The organism is Micromonospora sp. NPDC047074, assembly GCF_040643815.1.
Taxonomy (GTDB): Bacteria; Actinomycetota; Actinomycetes; order Mycobacteriales; family Micromonosporaceae; genus Micromonospora.
Genome location: NZ_JBEYVB010000016.1, coordinates 19,298 through 41,942, shown reverse-complemented (window position 1 = coordinate 41,942; position 22,645 = coordinate 19,298). Strand labels below are relative to the sequence as shown.

Here is a 22,645-nt window from a genome sequence, read left to right as displayed (position 1 = left end):
AACCTCGTAACCGCAACGGGTGAAAGGACAGACTCCGGATCCGGACGTCCGCACCGTGGTCCGCCGATCAAGGGGCGGAACGGCAGGCCTAGGCTGGGCGGCAGAGTGACCCACGACGCGGTGGGTCGAGGGGAGTGGCACCGATGGACCGGCGTCCGGCGATCAAACCGGGACCCGACCTCCGGCAGGATGACACCGGCCGGGACGACAGCTTCGATTCGGCGACCGACGGAGACGGCTTCGGCCGGCTCGACACAGGAGTGACCGGGATGACCGGTTCGAGTCTCGACACACTCTACGATCTGGGCCTGCCCGCCGACGCGCTGGCCGACGACGTGGAGGACGAGGAACTCGACGAGCCGGTCCCCAACGCGGAGCGCCTCGTGGCCCAGGCCGTCGCGCTCGCCGGCGACGACCACGACGCGGCGACGCTGGTCAGCCGCTTCTGGCGGTTCGCGCCCGACGAGGAGCTGATCGGCTTCACCGCCGAGGAGATGCTGGAGGCGGCCCGCGCGCACCGCGACCTCGCCCAGCAGCGGGTCCCGGGCGAGCTGAAGCTGCGCATCCACGAGCCCGACGCCGACCAGCACCACAGCGTCATCGAGATCGTCACCGACGACATGCCGTTCCTGGTCGACTCGGTGACCGCCCTGCTCAACTCGCACCACCTGGACGTGCACCTGCTGGTCCACCCGCTGGTGGTGGTCCGGCGCGAGCCGCTGGGCCGGCTGACCGAGGTCTCCGCCGACGTCGAACCCGACGACGCCATCGCCGGGGACCTGGTCGAGAGCTGGATGCACATCGAGGTCGACCCGATCCGCGACGCCGCCGAGCGGGACAGGCTGTGCCGGGAGCTCCAGCGGGTGCTCACCGACGTGCGCGAGGCGGTGGAGGACTGGCCCAAGATGCGCCAGCGGGCCCTCGCCCTCGCGGACGAGCTGGCCGCGGCGCGGACGTCGGACAACCGGCCGCCGGTGCCGGAGAAGGACATCACGGACTCGGTGGAGCTGCTCCGCTGGCTCGCCCACGACCACTTCACCTTCCTCGGCTACCGGGAGTACCGCCTGGTCGACACCGAGGAGCCGGCGCCGGGCGCGGAGCGACACGACGGCCAGGCCCTGGAGGCCGTACTCGGCACCGGGCTGGGCATCCTGCGGCAGGATTCGCCGGAGGCCCGGCCGCTGTCGTCGATGACCCCCGAGGCCCACGACAAGGTCACCGAGAAGCGCCTGCTGATCATCACCAAGGCGAACTCCCGGGCCACCGTGCACCGCTCCGCCTACCTCGACTACATCGGCTTCAAGATCTTCAACGAGGCCGGCGAGGTGGTCGGCGAGCGGCGGTTCCTGGGCCTGTTCTCCACGGCCGCGTACCGGACCAGCGTGCAGGAGCTGCCGGTGGTCCGCCGCAAGGTGGCCGAGGTGCTCGACCGTTCCGGCCTGAGCCAGCGCAGCCACTCGGGTAAGGACCTGCTCCAGATCCTGGAGACCTACCCGCGCGACGAGCTGTTCCAGATCAAGACCGAGGACCTCTACCACGCCGTGATCGGCGTGCTGCGGATGGCCGGCCGCCGGCAGCTGCGGGTGTTCCTGCGCCGGGACGCGTACGGGCGGTTCATCTCCTGTCTGATCTACCTGCCCCGGGACCGGTTCACCACGCAGAACCGGCTGCGCATGCAGGACATCCTGCTCCGCGAGCTGAACGGTGTCGGGGTCGACTACACGACCCGGGTCACCGAGTCGATGCTCGCCCGGGTGCACTTCATCGTCCGCACGGACCCGGGCAATCCCTCGGGCGACATCGACGCCGACCTGCTCGCCGAGGAGCTGGCCGACGCCACCCGCCTCTGGGACGACGACTACCGGCTGGTGCTGGAGCGCAAGCTCGGTGACGAGCAGGCCAAGCACCTGTTCACCCGGTACGCCGACGCCTTCCCCGAGGGCTACAAGGACGGCCACACGCCGTACGAGGCGATGAAGGACCTGGCGAAGCTGGAGCTGCTGGAGGAGCCCGGCCAGCTGGAGATGCACCTGTTCCGCAAGCAGCTCGCGCCGCGGGCCGGCGGGCGGGGGCCGGACGTCGACGAGGCGATGGACGTCCGCTTCAAGGTCTACCGCTACGGCGAGCCGATGATGCTCTCGGCCGTGCTTCCGGTGCTGCACTCGCTCGGCGTCCGCGTGGTCGACGAGCATCCGTACGAGGTGGACCGGATCGACGGTCGGGTCTACCTGTACGACTTCGGGTTGCAGCTGCCCGAGGGGCACCAGGAGTTGGCCGAGGTGCGCCCGCACGTGGAGAACGCCTTCGCGGCGGCGTGGCGGGGCGAGGCCGAGGTGGACGGCTTCAACGAGTTGGTGCTGCGCGGCGGCCTCACCTGGCGGCAGGTGGTGGTGCTGCGCACGTACGCGAAGTACCTGCGCCAGGCCGGCACGGTCTTCTCGCAGGAGTACATGGAGTCGACCTTCATCGCGTACCCGAAGATCGCCGCGCTGCTGGTGGAGCTCTTCGAGGCCCGGTTCACGCCCGACGGGGTGGGGCACGAGCAGCGGCAGCGGCGCGGCGCCGAGCTGGTCGACGACATCCGGGCCGCCCTGGACGACGTCGCCAGCCTGGACCAGGACCGGATCCTGCGCTCCTACCTCACGCTGATCCAGGCCACCCTGCGCACCAGCTTCTACCAGAGGCGCGCCGACGGGCGGCCGAAGTCGTACGTGGCGCTGAAGCTGGACCCGCAGGCCATCCCGGACCTGCCGGCGCCCCGGCCGAAGTTCGAGATCTTCGTGTACTCGCCGCGCTTCGAGGGCGTGCACCTGCGGTTCGGGCCGGTGGCCCGGGGCGGGCTGCGCTGGTCCGACCGCCGCGAGGACTTCCGCACCGAGGTGCTCGGCCTGGTCAAGGCGCAGATGGTGAAGAACGCCGTGATCGTGCCGGTCGGCGCGAAGGGCGGCTTCGTGCTCAAGCAGAAGCCGGGCGACCGGGACGAGGCGGTCGTCTGCTACAAGGAGTTCATCTCGGCGCTGCTGGACGTCACCGACAACATCGCCGGCGGCGAGATCGTGCCGCCGGAGGACGTGGTCCGGCACGACGGCGACGACCCGTACATGGTGGTCGCGGCAGACAAGGGCACGGCCACGTTCTCCGACATCGCCAACGAGATCTCCACGGCGCACAACTTCTGGCTCGGCGACGCGTTCGCCTCCGGCGGCTCCGCCGGGTACGACCACAAGAAGATGGGCATCACCGCCCGGGGCGCGTGGGAGTCGGTGAAGCGGCACTTCCGCGAGCTGGGGCACGACACCCAGACCGAGGACTTCACGGTGGTCGGCGTCGGCGACATGTCCGGCGACGTGTTCGGCAACGGGATGCTGTTGTCGGAGCACATCCGGCTGGTGGCCGCGTTCGACCACCGGCACATCTTCCTCGATCCGGAGCCGGACCCCGCCACCTCGTACGCGGAGCGCAGGCGGCTGTTCGACCTGCCCCGATCGTCGTGGGAGGACTACGACCAGAAGCTGATCTCGGCCGGTGGCGGGGTGTACCCGCGTGCCGCCAAGTCGGTGCCGATCTCTCCGGAGGTCCGCGCGGCGCTGGCCCTGGACGACGACGTGGCGCAGCTCTCCCCGCAGGAGCTGATGAAGGCGATCGTGACCGCTCCGGTCGACCTGTTCTGGAACGGCGGCATCGGGACGTACGTGAAGGCGTCCAGCCAGACCAACGCCGAGGTGGGCGACAAGTCCAACGACGCGATCCGGGTCGACGGCAAGAACCTGCGGTGCCGGGTGGCCGGCGAGGGCGGCAACCTGGGCTGGACCCAGCTCGGCCGGATCGAGTACGCCCAGACCGGCGGGCGGATCTACACGGACTTCATCGACAACGCGGCCGGGGTGGACTGCTCCGACCACGAGGTGAACATCAAGATCCTGCTGAACACGGCGGTCGCCGACGGGGCGCTGACCGTGCCCGAGCGGGACGAGCTGCTCGCCGAGATGACCGACGAGGTCGCCGAGCTGGTGCTGCGGGACAACTACGACCAGGCCCGGGCGATCAACAACTCGCAGGCGCAGGCCGCCTCACTGCTGCCGGTGCACCGGCGGATGATCACCGACCTGGAGCGTTCCGGGGCGCTGGACCGGGCCCTGGAGGCGCTGCCGCCGGACGACGAGCTGGCGGTGCGGACCGAGTCCGGGCTGACCGCGCCGGAGTTCGCGGTGCTGCTCGCGTACGTCAAGATCGTCCTTGAGACGGAGATCCTGGCCGAGGGGCTCGCGGACGAGGAGTGGACGACCGAGGTCCTGGTCAACTACTTCCCGACACCGATGCGCGAGCGGTTCGCCGACCGGATGGGCCAGCACCGGCTGCGCCGCGACATCGTGACGACGGTCCTGGTCAACGAGGCGATCAACCGGGGCGGCATCTCGTTCGTCTTCCGGGTGGTCGAGGAGACGGCCGCCTCGGCGGCGGACGTCATCCGGGCGTACGTGGTGGTCCGCGAGGTGTTCGGGCTGCGCGCGCTGTGGGACGCGGTGGAGGCACTGGACAACAAGGTCGCCCCCGAGTTGCAGACCAGCGTCTACCTGGACACCCGGCGGCTGGTCGACCGGGCGGTGCGGTGGCTGGTGACCAACCGCAGGTCGCCGATCGACGTGCCGGCGGAGATCGCCCGGCTGCGCGACGGCGTGGCCCGGCTCCTGCCCGACCTGGAGGAGCGCTTCTACGGCAGCGAGCGGGACTCGCTGGCGGCGCACATCGACTCGCTGACCGAGCGGGGGCTGCCGCGCGACCTGGCCGAGCAGGCCACCCGGCTGATGTACAGCTTCGGCCTGCTCGACGTGGTGGAGACCGCGGCGAGCAGCGGGCGGGACGTCGGCGAGGTGGCGTCGGTCTACTTCGTGCTCTCCGACCGGTTCCGGGTCGACTCGCTGCTGTCGAAGATCTCCCTGCTGCCGCGCGAGGACCGTTGGCAGACGTTGGCCCGGATGGCGCTGCGGTACGACCTGTACGCCGCGTTGGCCGCGCTGACCGCGGAGGTGCTCGACTCCACCTCCGACACCCTGCCGCCGCACGAGCGGGTGCTGCAGTGGGAGCAGTCGAACGCCACCTCGATCCATCGTGCCGAACGGGCGATGGGGGAGTTCGACGAGTCGCGGGCGGATCTCGCCGCCCTGTCGGTGCTGCTGCGCCAGATCCGTACCCTGGTGCGGACCTCCGCCGCCGCCTGACCCGCACGGCACGCGGTCCGGCCGGTCGGTTCTCCGACCGGCCGGACCGTTTCGGCGCCAGCCGATTGCTCAGGCCGGCATGGAGGCGAACACGACCACGTTGTCCGGGTAGCTGCCGGCGGCCTCGTCGAAGCTGCCGCCGCAGGTGACCACCCGCAGGCCGGGCCGGTTGCTCGGGCCGTAGACCTGCTCGGTCGGGAACGCCGTCTTCGGGTAGGCCTTGACCGACTCGACGGTGAAGGTGGCCTGCTGCCCGTCCTGGCGGGTGACGGTGATGGTGTCGCCCGGTTGCAGCGCGCCGAGGGAGAAGAAGACGGCTGGCCCGATCTTCGCCGAGTCGACGTGCCCGACGATGACCGCGTTGCCGATTTCGCCCGGGCTCGGCCCCGGCTCGTACCAGCCGGCCAGCTGCGCCTGCTCCAGCGGGGGCACCTGGACGGTGCCGTCCGGGTTGGTGCCGAGCGACATGATCGAGGCGTCGACCCCGATCCGGGGGATGGCGATCGTGGTGGGGGCGGAGCGGGTCAGGCCGCTCGGGGCGTCCTCGCCGGCGAGGTCGGGGTCCGGTTCGTCCGCGACCGGCCCGGTGGTGGCCGGCCCGGCGAGGGGCTGCGGGGGCTGGGGGGCGGCCGAGGACTTCAGCGAGGCGCCGAGCAGGCCGGCGCCGAGCAGGGCGAGTACGACGACAGCGGCCGCGCCGGCGGCGCGCCACGGTGTCCCGTGGCGGCCGCCGGCTCGGATCGCCGTCGTGTCAGACCAAGGACTCATCGGTCCGGCGCCGGCGCAGCAGCACCAGGCCACCCAGGGCGGCCGCGCCGATCAGGCTCGCGCCACCGGCGGCCAGGCTCCGGTCGGTGCCGGCACCGGCGCCACCGTCACCACCGTCGACCCCGCCACGCGGCAGGACGACCAGCTCGCCCTCGCCGCACGAGCCCTTGAGCTCGTAGCGGCCCGGCTTGGCGTCCTCGGAGACCTCGGCCTCGCCGTAGTAGACGAAGTCACGCTTGTGCTCCCAGCCGCCCTTGTCCTTGCCGTAGCCCCCGGACTCCTCGTCCGACCAGCCCTTGTCGCCGTTCTCGCCGTCCTTCCAGCCACCCTCCTCCGAGCCGCGCTCGTCGGAGCCCCGCTTGTCCTCGTGGCCCTTGTCGCCCTCGCGGCCCTTGTCCTCGTGGCCCTTGTCGCCTTCGCGGCCCTTGTCCTCGTGGCCCTTGTCGCCTTCGCGGCCCTTGTCCTCGTGGCCGCCCTTGTCGCCGCGCTCGCCCTCGGCGTCCTGGCCGTGCTCGTAGCCCTTCCAGTCGCCTTCGGCGTCGCCGCCGCCCTGGCCGGTGGTCGAGGGTTCCGGCTTGGGGGCCGCGTCCTTGCCGTGGTCCTTGCCCTTGTCCTCGTGGTCCTTGCCCTTGTCGTGGTCCTTGCCCTTGTCCTCGTGGTCCTTGCCCTTGCCGTGGTCCTTGCCCTTGTCCTCGCGGTCGCGGGAGTCCTCCTCCCCGCCGCGCCAGTCGTCACGGTGGTCGGCCGGCTTGAGGTTGACCTTGCCGGTGACCTTCGACCACACGTAGGCGTGTTCCTGCTCTTCGGAGCAGACCTCGATGAGCTTGACCGTGTCGCCGGCCTTGACGACGTGGGGCTTGGCGTAGACCTTGCCCTCGTCGTCGTGGTGGCCGTCCGCGAAGGCGATCCCCGGCGTGAACACGAGCAGGGACGCACCACCGAGGGCAGCGCCCGCAACGACCTTCCCGAGCATCTTGCTTGCCATGACCTGCGTCACTCCATCCCTCTTTGTCCTGGGCTCGGCGACAACCGAGCTACCGACGACGTTAGACCGTTTCACGAGCTATGAAGGGAAAGATTCGTGTTCTCTTGTTTGTCGGGACCAGTAGCGATAGGAGTGGTACGCCGGTTTAGCGGCTTATGGCGAATCATCGGCTGCTTCCGTCTGGAGCGGCCCGGACGCGCCTCTCGCGTGGCTCGCGTCGGGCCGGGCGGTATCGTCCGTCCTGCGTGTCCTGCGTGCGCCGGTTGCCGAGCGCCCCGCCGTCCCCCTCGACCTCTATCGAGCCATTGCCATGGAAGCGCTCCCATGCAAGAATCTCTGCACGCGGTTCGGGGAGCCACACCGCGATGGCAGGGAGTCGAGGGCACCGGTCTTCCGGACGACATCCAGCCTCCCGGCCGGCCGTTGCGTCGGTCGGACCACCACCAGAGCCCGTCCGGGTCGGGCACCCCCGAAGAATCCCGTTGGCGCCGGCGGTCGTCCGCCCAGGACGCCCATCGGGCCGTATCGCCGGGCCGTTCGCGGATCCGGTCTCGCCCAAGGAGATCAGTAGCATGAATGTGTGGAGAAGGCTGTCCGGCCCTCGCCGGGCCCTCGCGCTCGGTGGCGCGGGCGCTCTGGTCGCGGGCGGACTGGTGACCCTGCCGGTCACCATGGCGCACGCCGCCACTCAGTGTGACGTGTCGTACACGACCAGCGACTGGCAGGGCGGTTTCACCGCCACCGTCAACATCAAGAACGTCGGCGACGCCCTCAACGGCTGGACGCTGGGCTTCACCTTCCCCGACGGCAGCCAGCGGGTGCAGCAGGGCTGGTCGGCCCGCTGGTCCCAGACCGGTCAGAACGTCACCGCGCAGAACGAGTCCTACAACGGCGCGGTGGCCAGCGGCGCCACGGTGAGCCTCGGTTTCAACGGCGCCTGGAGCGGCAGCAACCCCAAGCCCACCTCGTTCACGCTCAACGGCGTGACCTGCAACGGCGGCAACCCCAACCCGACCACGCCGCCGCCCACCACCCCGCCGCCGACGACGCCGCCGCCCACGACGCCGCCGCCGACCACCCCGCCGCCGACCACGCCGCCGCCCGGGCAGCGGGTGGACAACCCGTACCTGAACGCCAAGGGGTACGTGAACCCGGAGTGGAAGGCCAAGGCCGAGTCGGTGGCCGGTGGCAGCCGGGTGTCGAGCAACCCGACCGCCGTCTGGATCGACCGGATCGCCGCCATCAACGGCACCCCGGACAGCAGCTCCAACGGCGCGATGGGCGTTCGGGACCACCTGAACAAGGCGCTCGAGCAGGGGGCGAACTACATCCAGTTCGTCATCTACAACCTGCCCGGCCGGGACTGCGCCGCGCTGGCCTCCAACGGTGAGCTGCAGGCTCACGAGCTGCCCCGGTACAAGGCCGAGTACATCGACCCGATCGCCGCGATCCAGGGCGACCCGAAGTACGCCGGCCTGCGGATCATCAACATCATCGAGATCGACTCGCTGCCGAACCTGGTGACCAACACCTCCGGCAACCCGGGCGGCACCGCGATGTGCGACACGGTGAAGGCCAACGGCGCCTACGTCAACGGCGTCGGCTACGCCCTGTCGAAGCTGGGCGCGATCGGCAACGTCTACAACTACATCGACGCCGCCCACCACGGCTGGATCGGTTGGGACAGCAACTTCAGCCCGACCGCGCAGATCCTGAAGGACGCCTCCGTCGCCTCCGGCAGCACGGTGAACAACGTCCACGGCTTCATCGTCAACACCGCCAACTACTCGGCGCTGCGTGAGCCGTACATCAAGATCACCGACAACGTCAACGGGACCAGCGTCCGGCAGTCCAAGTGGATCGACTGGAACTTCTACGTGGACGAGCTGTCGTTCGCCCAGGCGTTCCGCAACGAGCTGGTCGCCAAGGGCTTCGACTCGAAGATCGGCATGCTGATCGACACCTCCCGCAACGGCTGGGGCGGCACCGCCCGGCCCACCGGCCCGGGCGCGACGACCAGCGTGGACACCTACGTCAACGGCGGCCGGGTGGACCGGCGGATCCACGCCGGTAACTGGTGCAACCAGTCCGGTGCCGGCCTGGGCGAGCGCCCGAAGGCCGCGCCGGAGCCGGGCATCGACGCGTACGTCTGGGTGAAGCCCCCGGGCGAGTCGGACGGCTCCAGCAAGGAGATCCCGAACAACGAGGGCAAGGGCTTCGACCGGATGTGCGACCCGACCTACACCGGTAACGCCCGCAACGGCAACAGCATGAGCGGCGCCCTGCCGGACGCCCCGATCTCGGGTGCCTGGTTCCCGGCGCAGTTCGCCCAGCTCATGCAGAACGCGTACCCGGCGCTCTGAGACCGGTACCCACCCGCCGCTGGCAGTAGGTGAGGCGCTCCAGCGGCAGGTTTCCCCGGGCCCCCGGCCCGACCGCTCGACGGTCGGTCCGGGGGCCCATCCTCGTACGGGCCGGTCAGGGCACGGTCTTCTCGATGGCGGCGCGGCCCAGCTCGGCCAGGTCCCGGCGGGCCCGCTCGACGTTCTCCGGCGTGAGGTCCTGCCCCCGGGCCGCCACCAGGTCCTCCGGATCCCAGGGCTGCTCGGCCCCGGTGCGGATGTTGTCCGGGGCCGCGCCCGTGCCGGTGCCGGTCGCGCCGGTGCCGGCGGCGTACGGGTCGCCGATCAGCTCGTCGCCGCGCGGAGCACCGCCCGGCTGGTTCCCGGCCCCGCGGAACGACGGAGTGTCGCGATCGGCGCCGCCACCGGTCATCAGCTGCGGGATGCCGGTGTCGTCCTCGACCGCCGCGGCCACCTCCGGGCTCTCCTCCAACGGGCGGTCACGGTCACGATCCGTCATGTCGTTGCCCTCCTGTCGCCAGGTGGTCTCCTGCTCGTGGTCGCGTACCCGCCGTGGCGGTGCCCATGCCTGTGATCCGCCGGCGTCGCCGCTCCGCCGCGCGTGCCGCCCGACCGCCACCGCCGGCCTGGCCCATCCGACGCGGAACGGCGCCCCCGGACCGGATCGGCCGGGGGCGCCGTTTCGCGGAACCGGTCAGCGGCCGAGCACCCGGTCCAGGAAGTCGCGGTAGTGGCGCACGGCCACCCGGAGCTGCTCGGTGTCGGTGGAGCCGGCGTCCTGCCAGCCGCCCAGCTTGTTCTTCTGCGCGGACAGCGCCGAGGAAAGGGCCTGGATGGCCTCGTCGACCAGCGACTGGGCCTCGCCGGCCGCGGCCCGGGGATCGTCCACGAACCGAAGCTGGACGTCCCGCCAGCGGTCCCGGAAGCCCTGTGCCGTGGCCGGCTCGAAGAGGCTGGCCGGGCCGGCGGCCACGGTGGAGCCCGTCGACCGGTCGGTGCCGGCGGCCTCAAGTGTCCCGGTGTCCGCGCGGCCGGCGCTCGCGTGCTCGGCGTCCGGGTCGACCATCGCCGGCGTGGCGCTGCCGTACCCGGCCGCACCGGTCTCGGAGTCGCCGGCCCAGTCGGTCAGGTCGGTCCGCCGCTCGGGACGACCGTCGGTGGCGTCCGGCGGCAGCACCTCCGCACCGCCCCGGGTGGTTTCGCGGTCCGCGGGCAGGTCGTCGCGTTCGCCGGGGCGGCGGAACTCGGCCGTCGGGTCGGCGCGCCGGCCCTCGCGCTCGCCGCCGGTGGCGCCGTCGCCGGGCCGGGCGGTCCATTCCGTACGCGGGTCCGGCTCGTCCTCGGCTCGGGGGCTGGCCAGCGCGGAGGCGGCGACCGCGCCGCCGACGCTGGTGGCGCCGAAGGCGGTCGGTACGGGCCCCGGCTCGTGGAACTCGGGCCGATCGCGGTCGGTGTTCCCGGTGTCGTCCCTGTCCCGGGCGTCCCCGGTGTCGCGGGCGTCCGTTGTGTCCCTGGTGTCACCGCCGTCCGGTCGCGCCGGGCCGGTGGCCCGGTCGTGGGAGCGCTCGTCGTCGGTGCTCCCGTCCACCGGCTGCCGCCCGTCGGCGACCACCGGACTGTCGAACGTGCCCCGGTCGTCGATGGCGTCCTCGGGCACCTCGGCCCGGCCGGCCCGGTCGCCGGGAGGCGACACCGGCACCGGTTCGGAGCGGACGGCCTCCGGGTGCTCGTTGCTCACCTGCTGCTCTTTCTGGCGCATGGCGATCCTCCTAGCGGCTCGTGACGTCGTGCGGGTTGTCCGTGTCGTGCTGCCCGGTCGCCCGGGCCCCGACCGGCTCCTCGCCGAGCAGGTCGGCGAAGAGGGCGCGGTAGTGCACGAGGGCCTGGCGGAGATCCTCGGTGCTGGCCTCGCCACGGGAGTTGCGCAGGTGGATCTCGTGGGCGTCGCGGTAGTGGCCGAGCGTGCGGGCGTGCTCGACGGAGAGGTGGGCGATCTGGTCGGCGAACTCACCGGTGGGGTAGCCCCGTTCGGCGATGAGCCGGGTGACCAGTTCGTCCGCTTCGCCCACGGTCTCGGCGGGGGAGTCGACGAAGCGGACCTGGACTTCCTCCCACGCGGCGGCGTACCGGGCCCGCGACTCGGGGGAGAGCGGGGTGATCGTGAGTTCGGCGTGCCGGCGTTCCCGCTCCCGCAGCTCCCGCTCGGCGGCGGTCCGGCTGTCCTGCTCGGAGACGGCGCGTTCGTATTCGGGACCGAACCGCGACCGCAGCGCGCGGCGGCGGGTGTACGACCGGGCGGCCACGGCCACCGCCGCGATCACCAGCACGACGAGGACTAGGACGACTATCTGCGTGGGCGACATGGTTCCTCCTTCGTCAGGTGGTATTCCCTCCGTCCACTGATCGCCAATCCCGTTCCGGCGTACTTTCCTGATGGCCTACCGGCACGGACTCCCGGGCGTGACGGGACAGGCAACGCAGGGTGACCGGAGGTCGAACTTGACCTGTTCCAGAAAGTGCGCCCAGCGGGGTGCCTCCCGGTCGTCGCCGACGTCGAACGGCACAGCGATGGGGCCCTGCCGAGCGGCTCGGCGTCTCCGTCGGCGGCTGCCCCGCGCCGCGACCACCGGACGCCGCTCGGTCACCGGCGGGGCTTGCGTCCGCAGTGGACGCGGCCTCCTGGCTGGCGCGGCGGTCACCGCGGGTGCCGGGTGCGCCCGACGCAACGGACGGTAGTGCTTCGGGCGATGATTACGTATCCTGCCCAAGGCGTCCGCCGGACCTGCCCGGCACGTGGGCCGGGAAGGTCCGACCGCGACGCTGCCCGGCCGGCGCCGGCGCCCCCGCAGCCACACCTTCCGGCGAGGTCTGATTGAACACCCGAGACTGGCCGATCCGTTCGAAGCTGACCGCGTTGGTCGTCGTGCCGGTGACCGCACTGCTGGCGCTCTGGATCTTCGCCACCACGCTCACCTTTGGACCCGCCCTCGACCTGCTGACCGCGCGGACCCTCCTCTACGACCTCGGTCGTCCCGGTGAGACGGTGGTGGCCGAGCTGCAACGGGAACGCCGGCTCTCGGTGGTCCACCTGGCCGGCGAGGACCCCACGTCCGGGCTCGTCGAGCAGCGGCAGCGGACCGACCAGGCGATCACGGAGCTGCGCCGCCGGATCGCCGGGGACGATCTGCGCGACGCCGCCGGCGACCTGCTCGACGCCCGGCTCGACCAACTGGTCACCGCGCTGGAGGCGCTGCCGGCCGGGCGCGGGTTCATCGACCGGCGGGCGGTGGACCGGGCCGGGGCCGTCGGGCTCTACAGCGGGATGATCAATTCGGCCTTCCAGGCGTTCTCGGCGATGGCGAACCTGCCCGACCGGGACCTGAACCGCGAGGTGCTCGCCGTCACCGCGCTCGGCCACTCCCGGGAACTGCTCGGCCAGGCGGACGCCCTGCTGGCCGGGGCGTTCGCCGCCGGCCGGTTCGCCGCCGGCGAGCACCTCCAACTGGTGCAGACGATCGGAAACCAGCGGTTCCTCATCGAGACGGCGATCGCCGACCTGCCGGACGCCGAGCGCGCCGCGTTCCAGCGGTTGACCGAGGGCGAGGACTTCGGCCGGTTGCGGACGATGCAGGACACGCTGGTCGGCGCCGGCTCGTCCGCCCGGCCGGCCGTGGACCCGACCGCCTGGCAGGACAGCTACCAGGTGGTGCAGCAGGCGCTGCGGGACTTCGAGCTGGCGCAGGCCGACGGGCTCGCCGACCGGTCGGTGCCGATGGCCGTCGGCATCCTCGCCCGGCTCGGCGCCGCCGGGGTGCTCGGACTGGCCGCCGTCGTGGTGTCGGTCCTCGTGTCGCTGCGGGTCGGCCGCTCCCTCGCGCACCGGCTCACCGGCGTACGCACGGCCGCGCAGGAGATGGCCGAACACCGGCTGCCGGACGTGGTGGCCCGGTTGCGCCGGGGCGAACAGGTCGACGTCGCCCGGGAGGCACCCCCGCTGGAGTACGGCCGCGACGAGATCGGCCAGGTGGCCCGGGCGTTCACCGACGTGCAGCGCACGGCGGTCCAGTCCGCCGTCGACGAGGTCACCCTGCGCCGGGGGCTCAACGAGGTCTTCCTCAACATCGCCCGGCGCAGCCAGGGGCTGGTGCACCGGCAGCTCGCGCTGCTCGACCGGATGGAGCGGCACACCGAGGACCCGGACGAACTGGCCGAGCTGTTCCGCGTCGACCACCTCGCCACCCGGCTGCGGCGGCACGCCGAGGACCTGGTCATCCTGGCGGGCGCGGCCCCCGGGCGGGGTTGGCGCAACCCGGTCGCGGCGGTCGACCTGGTCCGGGGCGCGATCTCCGAGGTCGAGTCGTACGACCGCGTCGACATCGTCGCCGTGGCACCCGCCGGCGTGGTGGGACGTGCCGTCGGCGACGTGATCCACCTGCTCGCCGAGCTGATCGAGAACGCCACCGTGTTCTCCTCGCCGCAGACCCGGGTGGACGTCTCCGGGCAGCACGTGGCGAACGGTTACGCGGTGGAGATCACCGACCGGGGCCTGGGCATGACCAGCACCGCACTGGAGGACACGAACCGGCGGCTGGCCCGCTCACCCGAGTTCGAGCCGACCGAGACCGCCCGCCTCGGACACTTCGTGGTGGCCCGGCTCGCTGCCCGGCACGGGGTCCGGGTGCGCCTGCGCCCGTCCGACGGCGGCGGGCTGACGGCCGTGGTGCTCATCCCCGCCGACCTGGTCACCGACGAACCGTCCCTGTTGCCGGCGGGGGCTCCGCCAGCGACACGCCGGGACACGACGGCCCCGGAGGAGCGGCGGCTGGCCCGGGCCAGCCGGCTGGGCACGCTGCCCCGACCGGGCCGTCCCGCCGACGCACCCACGACGCGCTCCACCGGTGCCGTCGCGGCCTCGTCCGGTCCCGGGTCCGCCGCGGCGCCGGACCCGCACGGCGACGCCTCCGCCCCGGCCGGCGACGCCCCCGGCGGTCCGCTGCCGGGCGAGGTGGCCGGAGAGGTCGACGGACTGCCCCGGCGGGTCCGCCAGCGGGGACCGGCCGCCCGGCCCCGGCAGTCGGCCGTGGACGCGCCCGGAGCCCGGCCCGCGGCCGGCGAGGGCGCGGGATGGCGGTCGGTGCTGGACGGGCCGACGGTGCGCCAACCGGTGATCGAGAGCCCGGCCCCACGCAGCCCGGAGGAGGCGCGGCGGGCCATGTCCGCCCTGCAGTCGGGCACCGCCCGGGGGCGTGCCGCGGCGACCAGGACGGCGCCGGAGAGCGCCGCCGCCCCGAGCCCATCGCCGGCCGAACGGCCGGTGGACACCGAACCCATGACCGCGACTGAGAGGGACGCCTGATGCATCCGACGAGGCAGAGCGCCGATCTCGACTGGTTGCTCGACGAGCTGGTGGAACGGGTGCCGCACGCCCGACAGGCGGTGGTGCTCTCGGCGGACGGGCTGCTGATCGGCTCCTCCGCCGGGCTGGAGCGGGCCGACGCCGAGCACCTCTCCGCGCTGGCCTCCGGCTTCTCCAGCCTGGCCCGGGGCGCGAGCCGGCACGTGGCCGGCGGTGCGGTCCGGCAGACCGTGGTGGAGATGGAGTCGGCGTACCTCTTCGTCACCGCGGCCGGGCAGGGCGCCTGCCTGGCCGTGGTCAGCGACGCGGAAGCGGACATCGGCCTGGTGGCGTACGAGATGGCGATGCTCGTCACCCGGGTCGGGGAGAACCTGAGCGCGCCGGCCCGGTCGACGGCGGGGGGCGCCGATGCGGGCTGAGTCGCCGGGGCCGCAGCACGAGTGGCTGGACGACGACGCCGGTCCGGTCGTGCGGCCCTACACCCTCACCGGTGGCCGGGTCGCCTCGGCCTCGGACGGGTTCGACCTGGTCGCGTTCGTGTTGGCCGACCGGGCCGCCGATCCGTCGGCCCACCCGGAGCTGCACCCCGAGCACGTACGCCTGGTGGAACTGACCGCCCGGCCGGTCCCCGTCGCCGAGTTGGCGGCCGACCTCGACCTCGCGGTCGGCGTGGTCCGCGTGCTGCTCGGTGACCTGCTGATGCGAGGGCTGGTCGCGGTGCACCAGCCGACGCCCGCCACCTACCTTCCCGACGACGACATCCTCAAGGCGGTGGTCAGTGGACTCCGTGCGCTATGACCGACCCGGATCCGGCCCCCGGATCCCGCTCGCGCTGAAGATCCTGGTTGCCGGGGGGTTCGGCGCCGGCAAGACGACGCTGGTGAGCGCGCTCAGCGAGGTCCGGCCGTTGCAGACCGAGGAGGTGCTGACCGGCGCCGGCATCGGCACCGACGACCTCTCCGGCGTCGAGGCGAAGTCGACCACGACCGTGGCGATGGACTTCGGCCGGATCACGATCAACGACGACCTCCAGGTCTACCTCTTCGGCACCCCGGGCCAGGACCGGTTCTGGTTCCTCTGGGACGAGTTGGCGTTCGGGGCGCTCGGCGCGGTGGTGCTCGCCGACACCCGGCGGCTCGCCGACTGCTTCCCGTCGATCGACTACTTCGAGCAGCGGGGCGTCCCGTTCGTGGTGGGGGTGAACTGCTTCGACGGCGCCCGCCGGTTCAGCCTGGAGACCGTACGCCAGGCGCTGGACCTCGACACCGAGGTGCCGCTGGTGCTCTGCGACGCGCGGGACCGCCAGTCCGGCAAGGAGGTGCTGATCGCGCTGGTCGAGCACGTGGCGCGGCAGCGCGGCGAGCCGGTGCCGGCGGCCTGAGACCGGCACGGCTGCGGTCGAGTCGGGGCGTCCTTCGGGCGCCCTGACGCGATTGGGGGCGGTTTTCGGGGCTAAGCGGGCGGCCGAGCGGGAAGGCTCTGGTGGGATCGACGGAGGAATCGGCGGAGGGCGGATCCGGTGACTGGTCAGGGCGAGGTCGTCCACATCGGCGGCTACACGGCGCACAGCGGGGGCCGGGGCACCGGCATCGTCGCGGCGCGGCGGGACCCGGGCTCCGGTGAGCTGGCCCCGCTGGGCACGGTCGCGGTCACGCCCTCGCCCTCCTTCCTCGCCCGGCATCCGCGACTGCCGGTCCTGTACGCGGTGAACGAGCTGCCCGACGGGCAGCTCAGCGCGTACCGGGTCGCCGACGACGGCGCCCTGACCCCGCTGGGCACCCGGCCCACCGGGGGCGCGGAGCCCTGCCACCTGGCCGTCGTGCCGGGCGGCGGTCACCTCGTCGTGGCCAACTACGGCGGCGGCAGCGTGACGGTGTTCCCGCTCGACGCCGACGGGGTGCCCGGCGAGCGCAGCGACCTGGTGGCGCACGAGGGGCACGGGCCGGACCCGGAGCGGCAGGACCACGCGCACGCCCACATGGTGAACCCCGACCCCGACCCCGACCCCGGCCGGGGCCCGCTGCTCGCGGTCGACCTCGGCACCGACTCGATCTACCGCTACGACCTGGACGCCGCCTCCGGCCGGCTGCTGCCCCGGGCGCCCCGGGTCCGGACGGCCCCCGGCGTCGGCCCCCGGCACCTGGCCCGGCATCCGGACGGGCGGCGCTGCTGGGTGGCGGGTGAGCTGGACGCCTCGGTCACCGCGTACGAGCTGACCGCCGACGGCGCGTTGCACCAGCGGGGCCGGGTGGAGGCCAGCGACCGGGCCGGGCACGTCCAACCGTCGGAGATCGCGGTCGGCCCGGACGGGCGGTTTCTCTACGTCGCCAACCGCGGGGTGGGCACGGTCGCGGTCTTCGCCGTGACCGGTGAGCTGCCGGAGCTGGTGGCGGAGGTGGACACGGGCGGGGAGTGGCCGCGGCACTTCGCGCTCGCCGGGGAGCACCTCTACGTCGCCGACGAGCGGGCCGACATGATCCGGGTCTTCCGGGTGGACGCGGGCAGCGGCGTGCCGGCTCCGGTGGGGGAGCCCGTGGCGGTGCCGAGCCCCACCTGCGTGCTGCTCTGACCAGGCAACATGCCCCGGTTGATCGACACGACGAGGCGGGGCGCCTACTCACCGTCACATTTTGCTGATCAACTATTTCTCCTCCGTAACTTTCGTCCGAACGGTTGTGGCAGTCCTCCGACCAGCTACGCAAGATGGTCAGCGTGTCACCAGGCCGCCATCGCAGGCGTAAGAATCTTCACGCCACCACCGCCGCCGCTGCCGTGGGCGTACTCGCCGTCACGGCCGGCGGCTGGTTCGGCTACCAGCAGCTGGCGCAACCAGACTGCTCGGGGCGGATCGAGCTCTCCGTGGCGGTCGCCGCCGAGCTCGCCCCGGCCGTCGACGCCGCCGCCGCCGAGTGGGTGAAGGACGGCGCCGCCGTGGACGGCACCTGCGTCGCGGTGAACGTGGCGGCGTCCAACCCGGTCGACGTGGCCGCCACGGTCGCCGCCAAACACGGTGTCACGCTGGCCGGCGTGGGGCAGGCCAGCGGCACGGCCGTGAGCCCCGACGTCTGGGTGCCCGACTCGTCCTCCTGGCTGCTGCGGCTCAAGACCGGCGGTGCCACCGCCTTCGACCCGGACAACGGGGCGTCCATCGCGCGCAGCCCGGTGGTGGTGGCGATGCCGGAGCCGGTCGCCGCGCGGCTGGGCTGGCCGCAGAAGAAGTTCAGCTGGGCCCAACTCCTTCAGCAGGTGCAGAGCGACAAGCCGCTGCGTACCGGGATCGTCGAGCCGACCCGCGACGCCGCCGGCCTGTCCGGCCTGCTCTCGCTGACCGCCGCCGCCAGCGCCTCCGGCGGCCCCGACGCGGAGAGCGACAAGGTGGCCGCGCTGCGGGCGCTGGCCACCGGCCGGTCGGCGCTGCGGCCGGACCTGCTCGCCCGGTTCCCCACCGCCTCGGATCCCACGACGATCGCGAGCAGCCTGGGCGCGGCGGCGCTCTCCGAGGAAGACGTGATCCAGTACAACAGCACGAAGCCGCCGGTGCCGCTGGCCGCGCTCTACCTGGAGCCGGCGCCCGCGCCGCTGGACTACCCGTACGCGGTGCTGCCGGGCATCGAGCCGGCGAAGGCGTCGGCGGCGCGGGTGCTCTACGACGTGCTCACCACCGCCGGATTCCGCGACCGGCTGGCGAGCCAGTCGTTGCGCGCGCCGGACGGCAACTGGGGCGCGGGTTTCGACGCGCCGCAGGGGGCGCCCAGCCCGGCCGGGGGCACGCCGAAACCGCCGGCCAACGGCGGCGGCTCGGCGCCCGGCGGGCTCGACCCGCAGGCCGTGGAGCGCGCGGTCTCCAGTTGGTCGATCGCCACCCAGTCCGGCCGGATGCTCGCCATCATCGACGTCTCCGGCTCGATGAAGGAGAAGGTGGCGAACGCCGGCAACGCCACCCGGCAGCAGGTCACCGCCGAGGCGGCCCGGCGCGGGCTGAACCTCTTCGACGACTCCTGGTCGATCGGCCTCTGGACGTTCTCCACCGAGCTGGTCGGGTCCCGTGACCACCGGGAACTCGTCGCCATCGCCCCGCTGTCGCGCCAGCGCGGCAAGCTGGAGCAGGCTCTGGGCTCGATCCGGTCCTCGAGCGGCAACACCGGTCTCTACGACACGGTGCTGGCCGCGTACCAGGAGGTGCAGGAGGACTGGGAGCCGGGCCGGGTCAACTCGGTCGTGCTGTTCACCGACGGCAAGAACGAGGACTCCGACGGCATCACGCAGCAGCGGTTGCTGACCGAGCTGAACAAGATCAAGGACCCGGAGCGGCCGGTGCAGGTCGTGATCATCGGCATCGGCGGTGACGTCAGCGCGGCCGAACTGAAGTCGATCACCGACGTGACCGGCGGCGGCGCCTTCGTCACCGAGGACCCGACCAAGATCGGCGACATCTTCCTCAAGGCGATCGCCCTGCGCAAGGCCCCAGCCTGAGCCGCCACGCAGGCGGCGACGGCCCGTCGTGCCGGAATTCGGTGCCGTAGGCCCCTTTCCGGCACCCAGGGTGATCGGGAAAAGTGACGGCAATGCGTCCGAAGCGATCGGCGACCGTGGTTGTCGGGGCAGGATGTCGTTGTGCCCTGTCGGCCGGCCCGCCATCCGGGCCCGCTGCACGGGCCGTCGGCGACCGAAGTGGGGAGGGCCGGTGAGCTCAACGACGCTGTTGACCCCCGCCAGGATGTCGTCGAGGCCAGAGGCACCACGCTCCGTGCCGGCCCACACCCGCGAGCGCGCCTACGTCCGCTCCCTGGTGGTGCTGGACACCACCGTCCTGACCGTCGCCGTGCTCGTCGGGTACGTCGCCCGGTTCGGCGACGACACCCCCGGCGGTTCGAAGATCCCGTACGTCCTGGTGGCCCCCGGGCTGGTCCTCGCCTGGCTGATCTCGCTCCGGGTGCTGCGCTGCTACGACGACCGCGTCCTCGGCTACGGCGCCGACGAGTACCGGCGGGTGGGCACGGCCAGCCTGCGCCTCGCCGGCGGCATCGCGATCGTCGGCTACATCGCCGACGTCGGCGTCTCCCGGGGGTTCCTCGGCATCTCGCTGGCCGTCGGCATGACCGGCCTGGAGGTGGCCCGGTTCGCCGCCCGCAAGCGGTTGCACCGGGCGCGCGCGTCGGGCGGCGGCTGGTCGCGCAAGGTGCTGGTGGTCGGCGACACCGCGCACGTGCTGGAGCTGGTGCACACCCTGCGCCGCGAGCCGTACGCGGGCTACCAGGTGGTCGGGGCGTGCATCCCGGACGCGCTGCTCGCGCCGGTCGCGCAGCGGCTGGGCGACGTGCCGGTGGTCGGCTCGTTCCGGGGCATTCCCGAGGCGGCCACCGCCATCGGCGCGGACACGGTCGCGGTGACCGCCTCGGGCGAGCTGACCGCCACCCGGCTGCGTCGGCTGGGTTGGCAACTGGAGGGCACCGGCATCGACCTGGTGGTGGCGCCGGCCCTGACCGACGTGGCCGGCCCGCGCATCCACACCCGGCCGGTCGCCGGCCTGCCGTTGATCCACGTCGAGGCCCCCGAGTTCCGCGGGGCGCGGAAACTGGTCAAGGGCTTCGTCGACCGGGCCGTCTCCTCGGTGGCCCTGACGCTGCTGCTGCCGCTGCTGGCCGTGATCGCGTTGGCGATCAAGCTCGACAGCCGGGGGCCGGTGCTGTTCCGGCAGACCAGGGTCGGGCAGGGCGGCCAGGAGTTCGGGGTCTACAAGTTCCGCACCATGGTGGTCAACGCCGACGCCCTGCTGGCCGAGCTGGCGGCCCGTAACGAGACCGACGGCCTGATGTTCAAGATGCGCGACGACCCCCGGGTGACCCGGATCGGGCGGCTGTTGCGCAAGTGGTCGCTGGACGAGCTGCCGCAGCTGGTCAACGTGCTGCTCGGGCACATGAGCCTGGTCGGCCCCCGTCCCCCGCTGCCCTCCGAGGTGGCCCGCTACGACGGCGACGTGGCCCGCCGGCTGCTGGTGAAGCCGGGCATGACCGGGCTCTGGCAGGTCAGCGGCCGGTCCGACCTCAGCTGGGAGGACGGCATCCGGCTCGACCTCTACTACGTGGAGAACTGGTCGCTCGCGGCCGACCTGACGATCCTCTGGAAGACCTTCGGCGCGGTGGTCAACAGCCGGGGGGCCTACTGACCGGCCGCACGGCTCAGTCCTGCGGGCCGGTCCAGTCCAGGCACACCACGACCGCGTCGTCGATCAGGTCACCGGCGACGTACGCACGGAGGTCGCCGATCAGCGACCGGACGGCGTCCAGCGGTTCCATCGGCCCGGTCCGGCGCAGGAACCGGCCCAGCGCGGCCTCGCCGTAGCGGACGTCCCGCCCGATCGCGTCGGTGACGCCGTCGCTGACCACGAAGATCCGGTCGTCGCGGCACAGCTCGAAGTGCTGCTCCCGGTAGTCGGTGGCCTCGAACATGCCGAGCGGGAACTGCGCCTCCAACGGCAGCTCCCGGACCTCCCCGCCGCGCAGCAGGATGAGGCGGGGCGATCCGGCGTCGACCACGGTGAGCCGCCCCGAGCGCAGGTCCAGCTCCATGAGCAGCGCCGCGAGGTGCTGGTCACCCCGGTGCAGGTCGTAGATCGCCTGGTCGGCGAGGGCCGCCTGGTCGGCGAGGCCGAGCCCGGACCGGCGGGCGTTGCGCAGCGCGTGGGTGGCGAGCGAGGTGAGCATCGAGGCGGCCACCCCCTCGCCGGTGCCGTTGACCGTCGACAGCCAGGCCCGGTTGCCGTCGTCGGACCAGTCGAAGCTGTCCCCCCGCACCGCGTACGCCGGCTCCAGCTGACCCGCGAGGCTGAACGACGGTCGGGTCCGGCTGCGGCCGGGGAGCAGATCCCACTGCATCTCGGCGGCGAGGGTGAGCCGTCTGCTGCGCCGTGCCGAGTGGTAGACGTCCGTGCCGCCGGCGACCGCGACGATCTCGTGGGCCAGCGCGGTGGCGATCTCGGTCAGCTCGTCGAGCGCGCCCGGGCGCTCCGGCACCGGGGTCACGACCAGCACGCCCCAGCGTTCCCCGCGCATGGACACCGGAAGGAACCCGGTGCCGTCGGCGACGATCGCGGTCTGGTGGTCGAAGCAGCGCCAGGCGGGGTGCCCCGGCCCGGTGACGGGCTCGTCCCCGGCGAGCGGCAGCAGCGCCGCCAACCGGTAGTCGACCTGGAGCAGGTCCACCCGGGTGACGCCGTAGCCGGCGGCCAGGACGTCGGCGATCCGGTCCAGCAGGAGATCGGCGGGCGCCTCGTTGAGTACGCGCCGGGCCCGGTTGACCGGTTCGCTCATCATCGCTCCTTGATCACAAGCCCAGACCAGCGGATTCGGAGTAGTCTCGGGCGCACCATGGCGGAAGTGCACGGTCCCAACGGACCCCAGACGAGTATGGCCGTCGAGCTCGACGCGGTGGCCGGTGCCCTGCTGACGGTCTGGGAGGCGGCGCGGGAGCGGACGACCAGCCGCGTCTCCGGTGCCCAGTTGCGCGCGATCATGCTGGTCGAGCAGCACGAGGGGATCAACCTCCGCCGGCTGGCCACCGGGCTGGACATGCTGCTCTCCTCCGCCAGCCGGCTCTGCGACCGGCTCGTGGCGGCGGGCATGCTGGAACGCGAGCCCGGCCGGTCCGACCGGCGGGAGATCTCGCTGCACCTCACCCCGGAGGCCCGGCGGCTCCTCGCCGAGCTGCGGGACGACCGGCGCCAGCAGCTCGCGGCGATCCTCGCCGACATGACCCCCGACGGGCGGCAGGCCCTGCTGCGCGGCATGCGGGAGTTCGACGAGGCGGCGCGCCGCAGGGACGCGTCCGTGCAGTCCGTCGAGGCGGCCGGCCCCTGGGACGGCGTGCCCGTGGAGCACCCGGCCGGGGTGCCGACGCGGGATTGGCCGCGGAGCGAGCCGCAGGTGGCCAGGACGGCCTGACCCCGCCCGGGGCC

At 72.7% G+C, this 22,645-nt stretch carries 15 protein-coding genes and 1 pseudogene; 10 read left to right on the top strand and 6 right to left on the bottom strand.

What is annotated here, in order from left to right:
• Nucleotides 1-143: 143 nt before the first annotated feature.
• Nucleotides 144-5,219, top strand: coding sequence for an NAD-glutamate dehydrogenase (locus ABZ809_RS20250; protein ID WP_357564096.1), 5,076 nt, complete (start codon nucleotides 144-146; stop codon nucleotides 5,217-5,219).
• A gap of 69 nt (nucleotides 5,220-5,288) precedes the next feature.
• Here ABZ809_RS20250 and ABZ809_RS20245 read toward each other — a convergent pair whose 3' ends face one another.
• Nucleotides 5,289-5,987 (bottom strand): class F sortase, encoded by a 699-nt coding sequence (locus ABZ809_RS20245; RefSeq protein ID WP_357564095.1) that lies wholly within the window; start codon nucleotides 5,985-5,987, stop codon nucleotides 5,289-5,291.
• The gene (locus ABZ809_RS20240; RefSeq protein WP_357564094.1) at nucleotides 5,971-6,972 is read right to left on the bottom strand and encodes a hypothetical protein; all 1,002 of its coding nucleotides are present in this window, start codon (nucleotides 6,970-6,972) and stop codon (nucleotides 5,971-5,973) included. The genes ABZ809_RS20245 and ABZ809_RS20240 overlap by 17 nt, the downstream gene beginning before the upstream one ends.
• Nucleotides 6,973-7,544: 572 nt before the next feature.
• On the opposite strand from ABZ809_RS20240, the gene ABZ809_RS20235 reads away from it, so the two are divergent.
• Nucleotides 7,545-9,335 carry a glycoside hydrolase family 6 protein gene (locus tag ABZ809_RS20235; protein WP_357564093.1) on the top strand — a complete coding sequence of 597 codons (1,791 nt, stop codon included), beginning with the start codon at nucleotides 7,545-7,547 and terminating at the stop codon, nucleotides 9,333-9,335.
• A gap of 115 nt (nucleotides 9,336-9,450) precedes the next feature.
• On the opposite strand, the gene ABZ809_RS20230 is transcribed toward ABZ809_RS20235, so the two are convergent.
• The 3 genes and pseudogenes from ABZ809_RS20230 to ABZ809_RS20220 all read right to left on the bottom strand — a co-directional run bounded on the left by ABZ809_RS20230 (nucleotide 9,451) and on the right by ABZ809_RS20220 (nucleotide 11,698).
• Entirely contained in the window at nucleotides 9,451-9,834 is a 384-nt protein-coding gene (locus ABZ809_RS20230) for a hypothetical protein (RefSeq protein ID WP_357564092.1), read from the bottom strand.
• 738 nt (nucleotides 9,835-10,572) lie between these two features.
• Nucleotides 10,573-10,779: pseudogene (locus ABZ809_RS20225) on the bottom strand (hypothetical protein); the annotation flags it as partial.
• Nucleotides 10,780-11,104: 325 nt separating this feature from the next.
• Nucleotides 11,105-11,698: a hypothetical protein gene (locus ABZ809_RS20220; RefSeq protein ID WP_357564091.1), complete on the bottom strand. Its 594-nt coding sequence runs from the start codon at nucleotides 11,696-11,698 to the stop codon at nucleotides 11,105-11,107.
• A 509-nt stretch (nucleotides 11,699-12,207) separates the two neighbouring features.
• On the opposite strand from ABZ809_RS20220, the gene ABZ809_RS20215 reads away from it, so the two are divergent.
• The 7 genes from ABZ809_RS20215 to ABZ809_RS20185 all read left to right on the top strand — a co-directional run bounded on the left by ABZ809_RS20215 (nucleotide 12,208) and on the right by ABZ809_RS20185 (nucleotide 20,857).
• A complete protein-coding gene (locus ABZ809_RS20215) occupies nucleotides 12,208-14,691 on the top strand; it encodes a nitrate- and nitrite sensing domain-containing protein (RefSeq protein WP_357564090.1) in 2,484 nt (827 codons plus the stop codon).
• Nucleotides 14,691-15,110 carry a roadblock/LC7 domain-containing protein gene (locus tag ABZ809_RS20210; RefSeq protein WP_357564089.1) on the top strand — a complete coding sequence of 140 codons (420 nt, stop codon included), beginning with the start codon at nucleotides 14,691-14,693 and terminating at the stop codon, nucleotides 15,108-15,110. The genes ABZ809_RS20215 and ABZ809_RS20210 overlap by 1 nt, the downstream gene beginning before the upstream one ends.
• Nucleotides 15,100-15,489: a DUF742 domain-containing protein gene (locus tag ABZ809_RS20205; protein WP_357564088.1), complete on the top strand. Its 390-nt coding sequence runs from the start codon at nucleotides 15,100-15,102 to the stop codon at nucleotides 15,487-15,489. Before ABZ809_RS20210 ends, ABZ809_RS20205 begins: the two co-directional genes overlap by 11 nt.
• A complete protein-coding gene (locus tag ABZ809_RS20200) occupies nucleotides 15,470-16,072 on the top strand; it encodes an ATP/GTP-binding protein (RefSeq protein ID WP_357564087.1) in 603 nt (200 codons plus the stop codon). Before ABZ809_RS20205 ends, ABZ809_RS20200 begins: the two co-directional genes overlap by 20 nt.
• A 138-nt stretch (nucleotides 16,073-16,210) precedes the next feature.
• A complete protein-coding gene (locus tag ABZ809_RS20195; protein WP_357564086.1) occupies nucleotides 16,211-17,260 on the top strand; it encodes a lactonase family protein in 1,050 nt (349 codons plus the stop codon).
• Between the two features lie 143 nt (nucleotides 17,261-17,403).
• A complete protein-coding gene (locus ABZ809_RS20190; RefSeq protein ID WP_357564085.1) occupies nucleotides 17,404-19,164 on the top strand; it encodes a VWA domain-containing protein in 1,761 nt (586 codons plus the stop codon).
• A gap of 244 nt (nucleotides 19,165-19,408) precedes the next feature.
• The gene (locus ABZ809_RS20185) at nucleotides 19,409-20,857 is read left to right on the top strand and encodes a sugar transferase (protein WP_357564179.1); all 1,449 of its coding nucleotides are present in this window, start codon (nucleotides 19,409-19,411) and stop codon (nucleotides 20,855-20,857) included.
• 13 nt (nucleotides 20,858-20,870) lie between these two features.
• On the opposite strand, the gene ABZ809_RS20180 is transcribed toward ABZ809_RS20185, so the two are convergent.
• A complete protein-coding gene (locus ABZ809_RS20180) occupies nucleotides 20,871-22,001 on the bottom strand; it encodes a PP2C family protein-serine/threonine phosphatase (protein ID WP_357564084.1) in 1,131 nt (376 codons plus the stop codon).
• Nucleotides 22,002-22,097: 96 nt separating this feature from the next.
• On the opposite strand from ABZ809_RS20180, the gene ABZ809_RS20175 reads away from it, so the two are divergent.
• The gene (locus ABZ809_RS20175) at nucleotides 22,098-22,631 is read left to right on the top strand and encodes a MarR family transcriptional regulator (protein WP_357564083.1); all 534 of its coding nucleotides are present in this window, start codon (nucleotides 22,098-22,100) and stop codon (nucleotides 22,629-22,631) included.
• The last annotated feature ends 14 nt before the right edge of the window (nucleotides 22,632-22,645 follow it).

Coding starts and splice junctions, on each gene's coding strand:
- ABZ809_RS20250 (WP_357564096.1), top strand. CDS start 144: ATGGACCGGCGTCCGGCGATCAAACCGGGACCCGACCTCCGGCAGGAT.
- ABZ809_RS20245 (WP_357564095.1), bottom strand. CDS start 5,987: ATGAGTCCTTGGTCTGACACGACGGCGATCCGAGCCGGCGGCCGCCAC.
- ABZ809_RS20240 (WP_357564094.1), bottom strand. CDS start 6,972: ATGGCAAGCAAGATGCTCGGGAAGGTCGTTGCGGGCGCTGCCCTCGGT.
- ABZ809_RS20235 (WP_357564093.1), top strand. CDS start 7,545: ATGAATGTGTGGAGAAGGCTGTCCGGCCCTCGCCGGGCCCTCGCGCTC.
- ABZ809_RS20230 (WP_357564092.1), bottom strand. CDS start 9,834: ATGACGGATCGTGACCGTGACCGCCCGTTGGAGGAGAGCCCGGAGGTG.
- ABZ809_RS20220 (WP_357564091.1), bottom strand. CDS start 11,698: ATGTCGCCCACGCAGATAGTCGTCCTAGTCCTCGTCGTGCTGGTGATC.
- ABZ809_RS20210 (WP_357564089.1), top strand. CDS start 14,691: ATGCATCCGACGAGGCAGAGCGCCGATCTCGACTGGTTGCTCGACGAG.
- ABZ809_RS20205 (WP_357564088.1), top strand. CDS start 15,100: ATGCGGGCTGAGTCGCCGGGGCCGCAGCACGAGTGGCTGGACGACGAC.
- ABZ809_RS20185 (WP_357564179.1), top strand. CDS start 19,409: ATGTCGTCGAGGCCAGAGGCACCACGCTCCGTGCCGGCCCACACCCGC.
- ABZ809_RS20180 (WP_357564084.1), bottom strand. CDS start 22,001: ATGAGCGAACCGGTCAACCGGGCCCGGCGCGTACTCAACGAGGCGCCC.
- ABZ809_RS20175 (WP_357564083.1), top strand. CDS start 22,098: ATGGCCGTCGAGCTCGACGCGGTGGCCGGTGCCCTGCTGACGGTCTGG.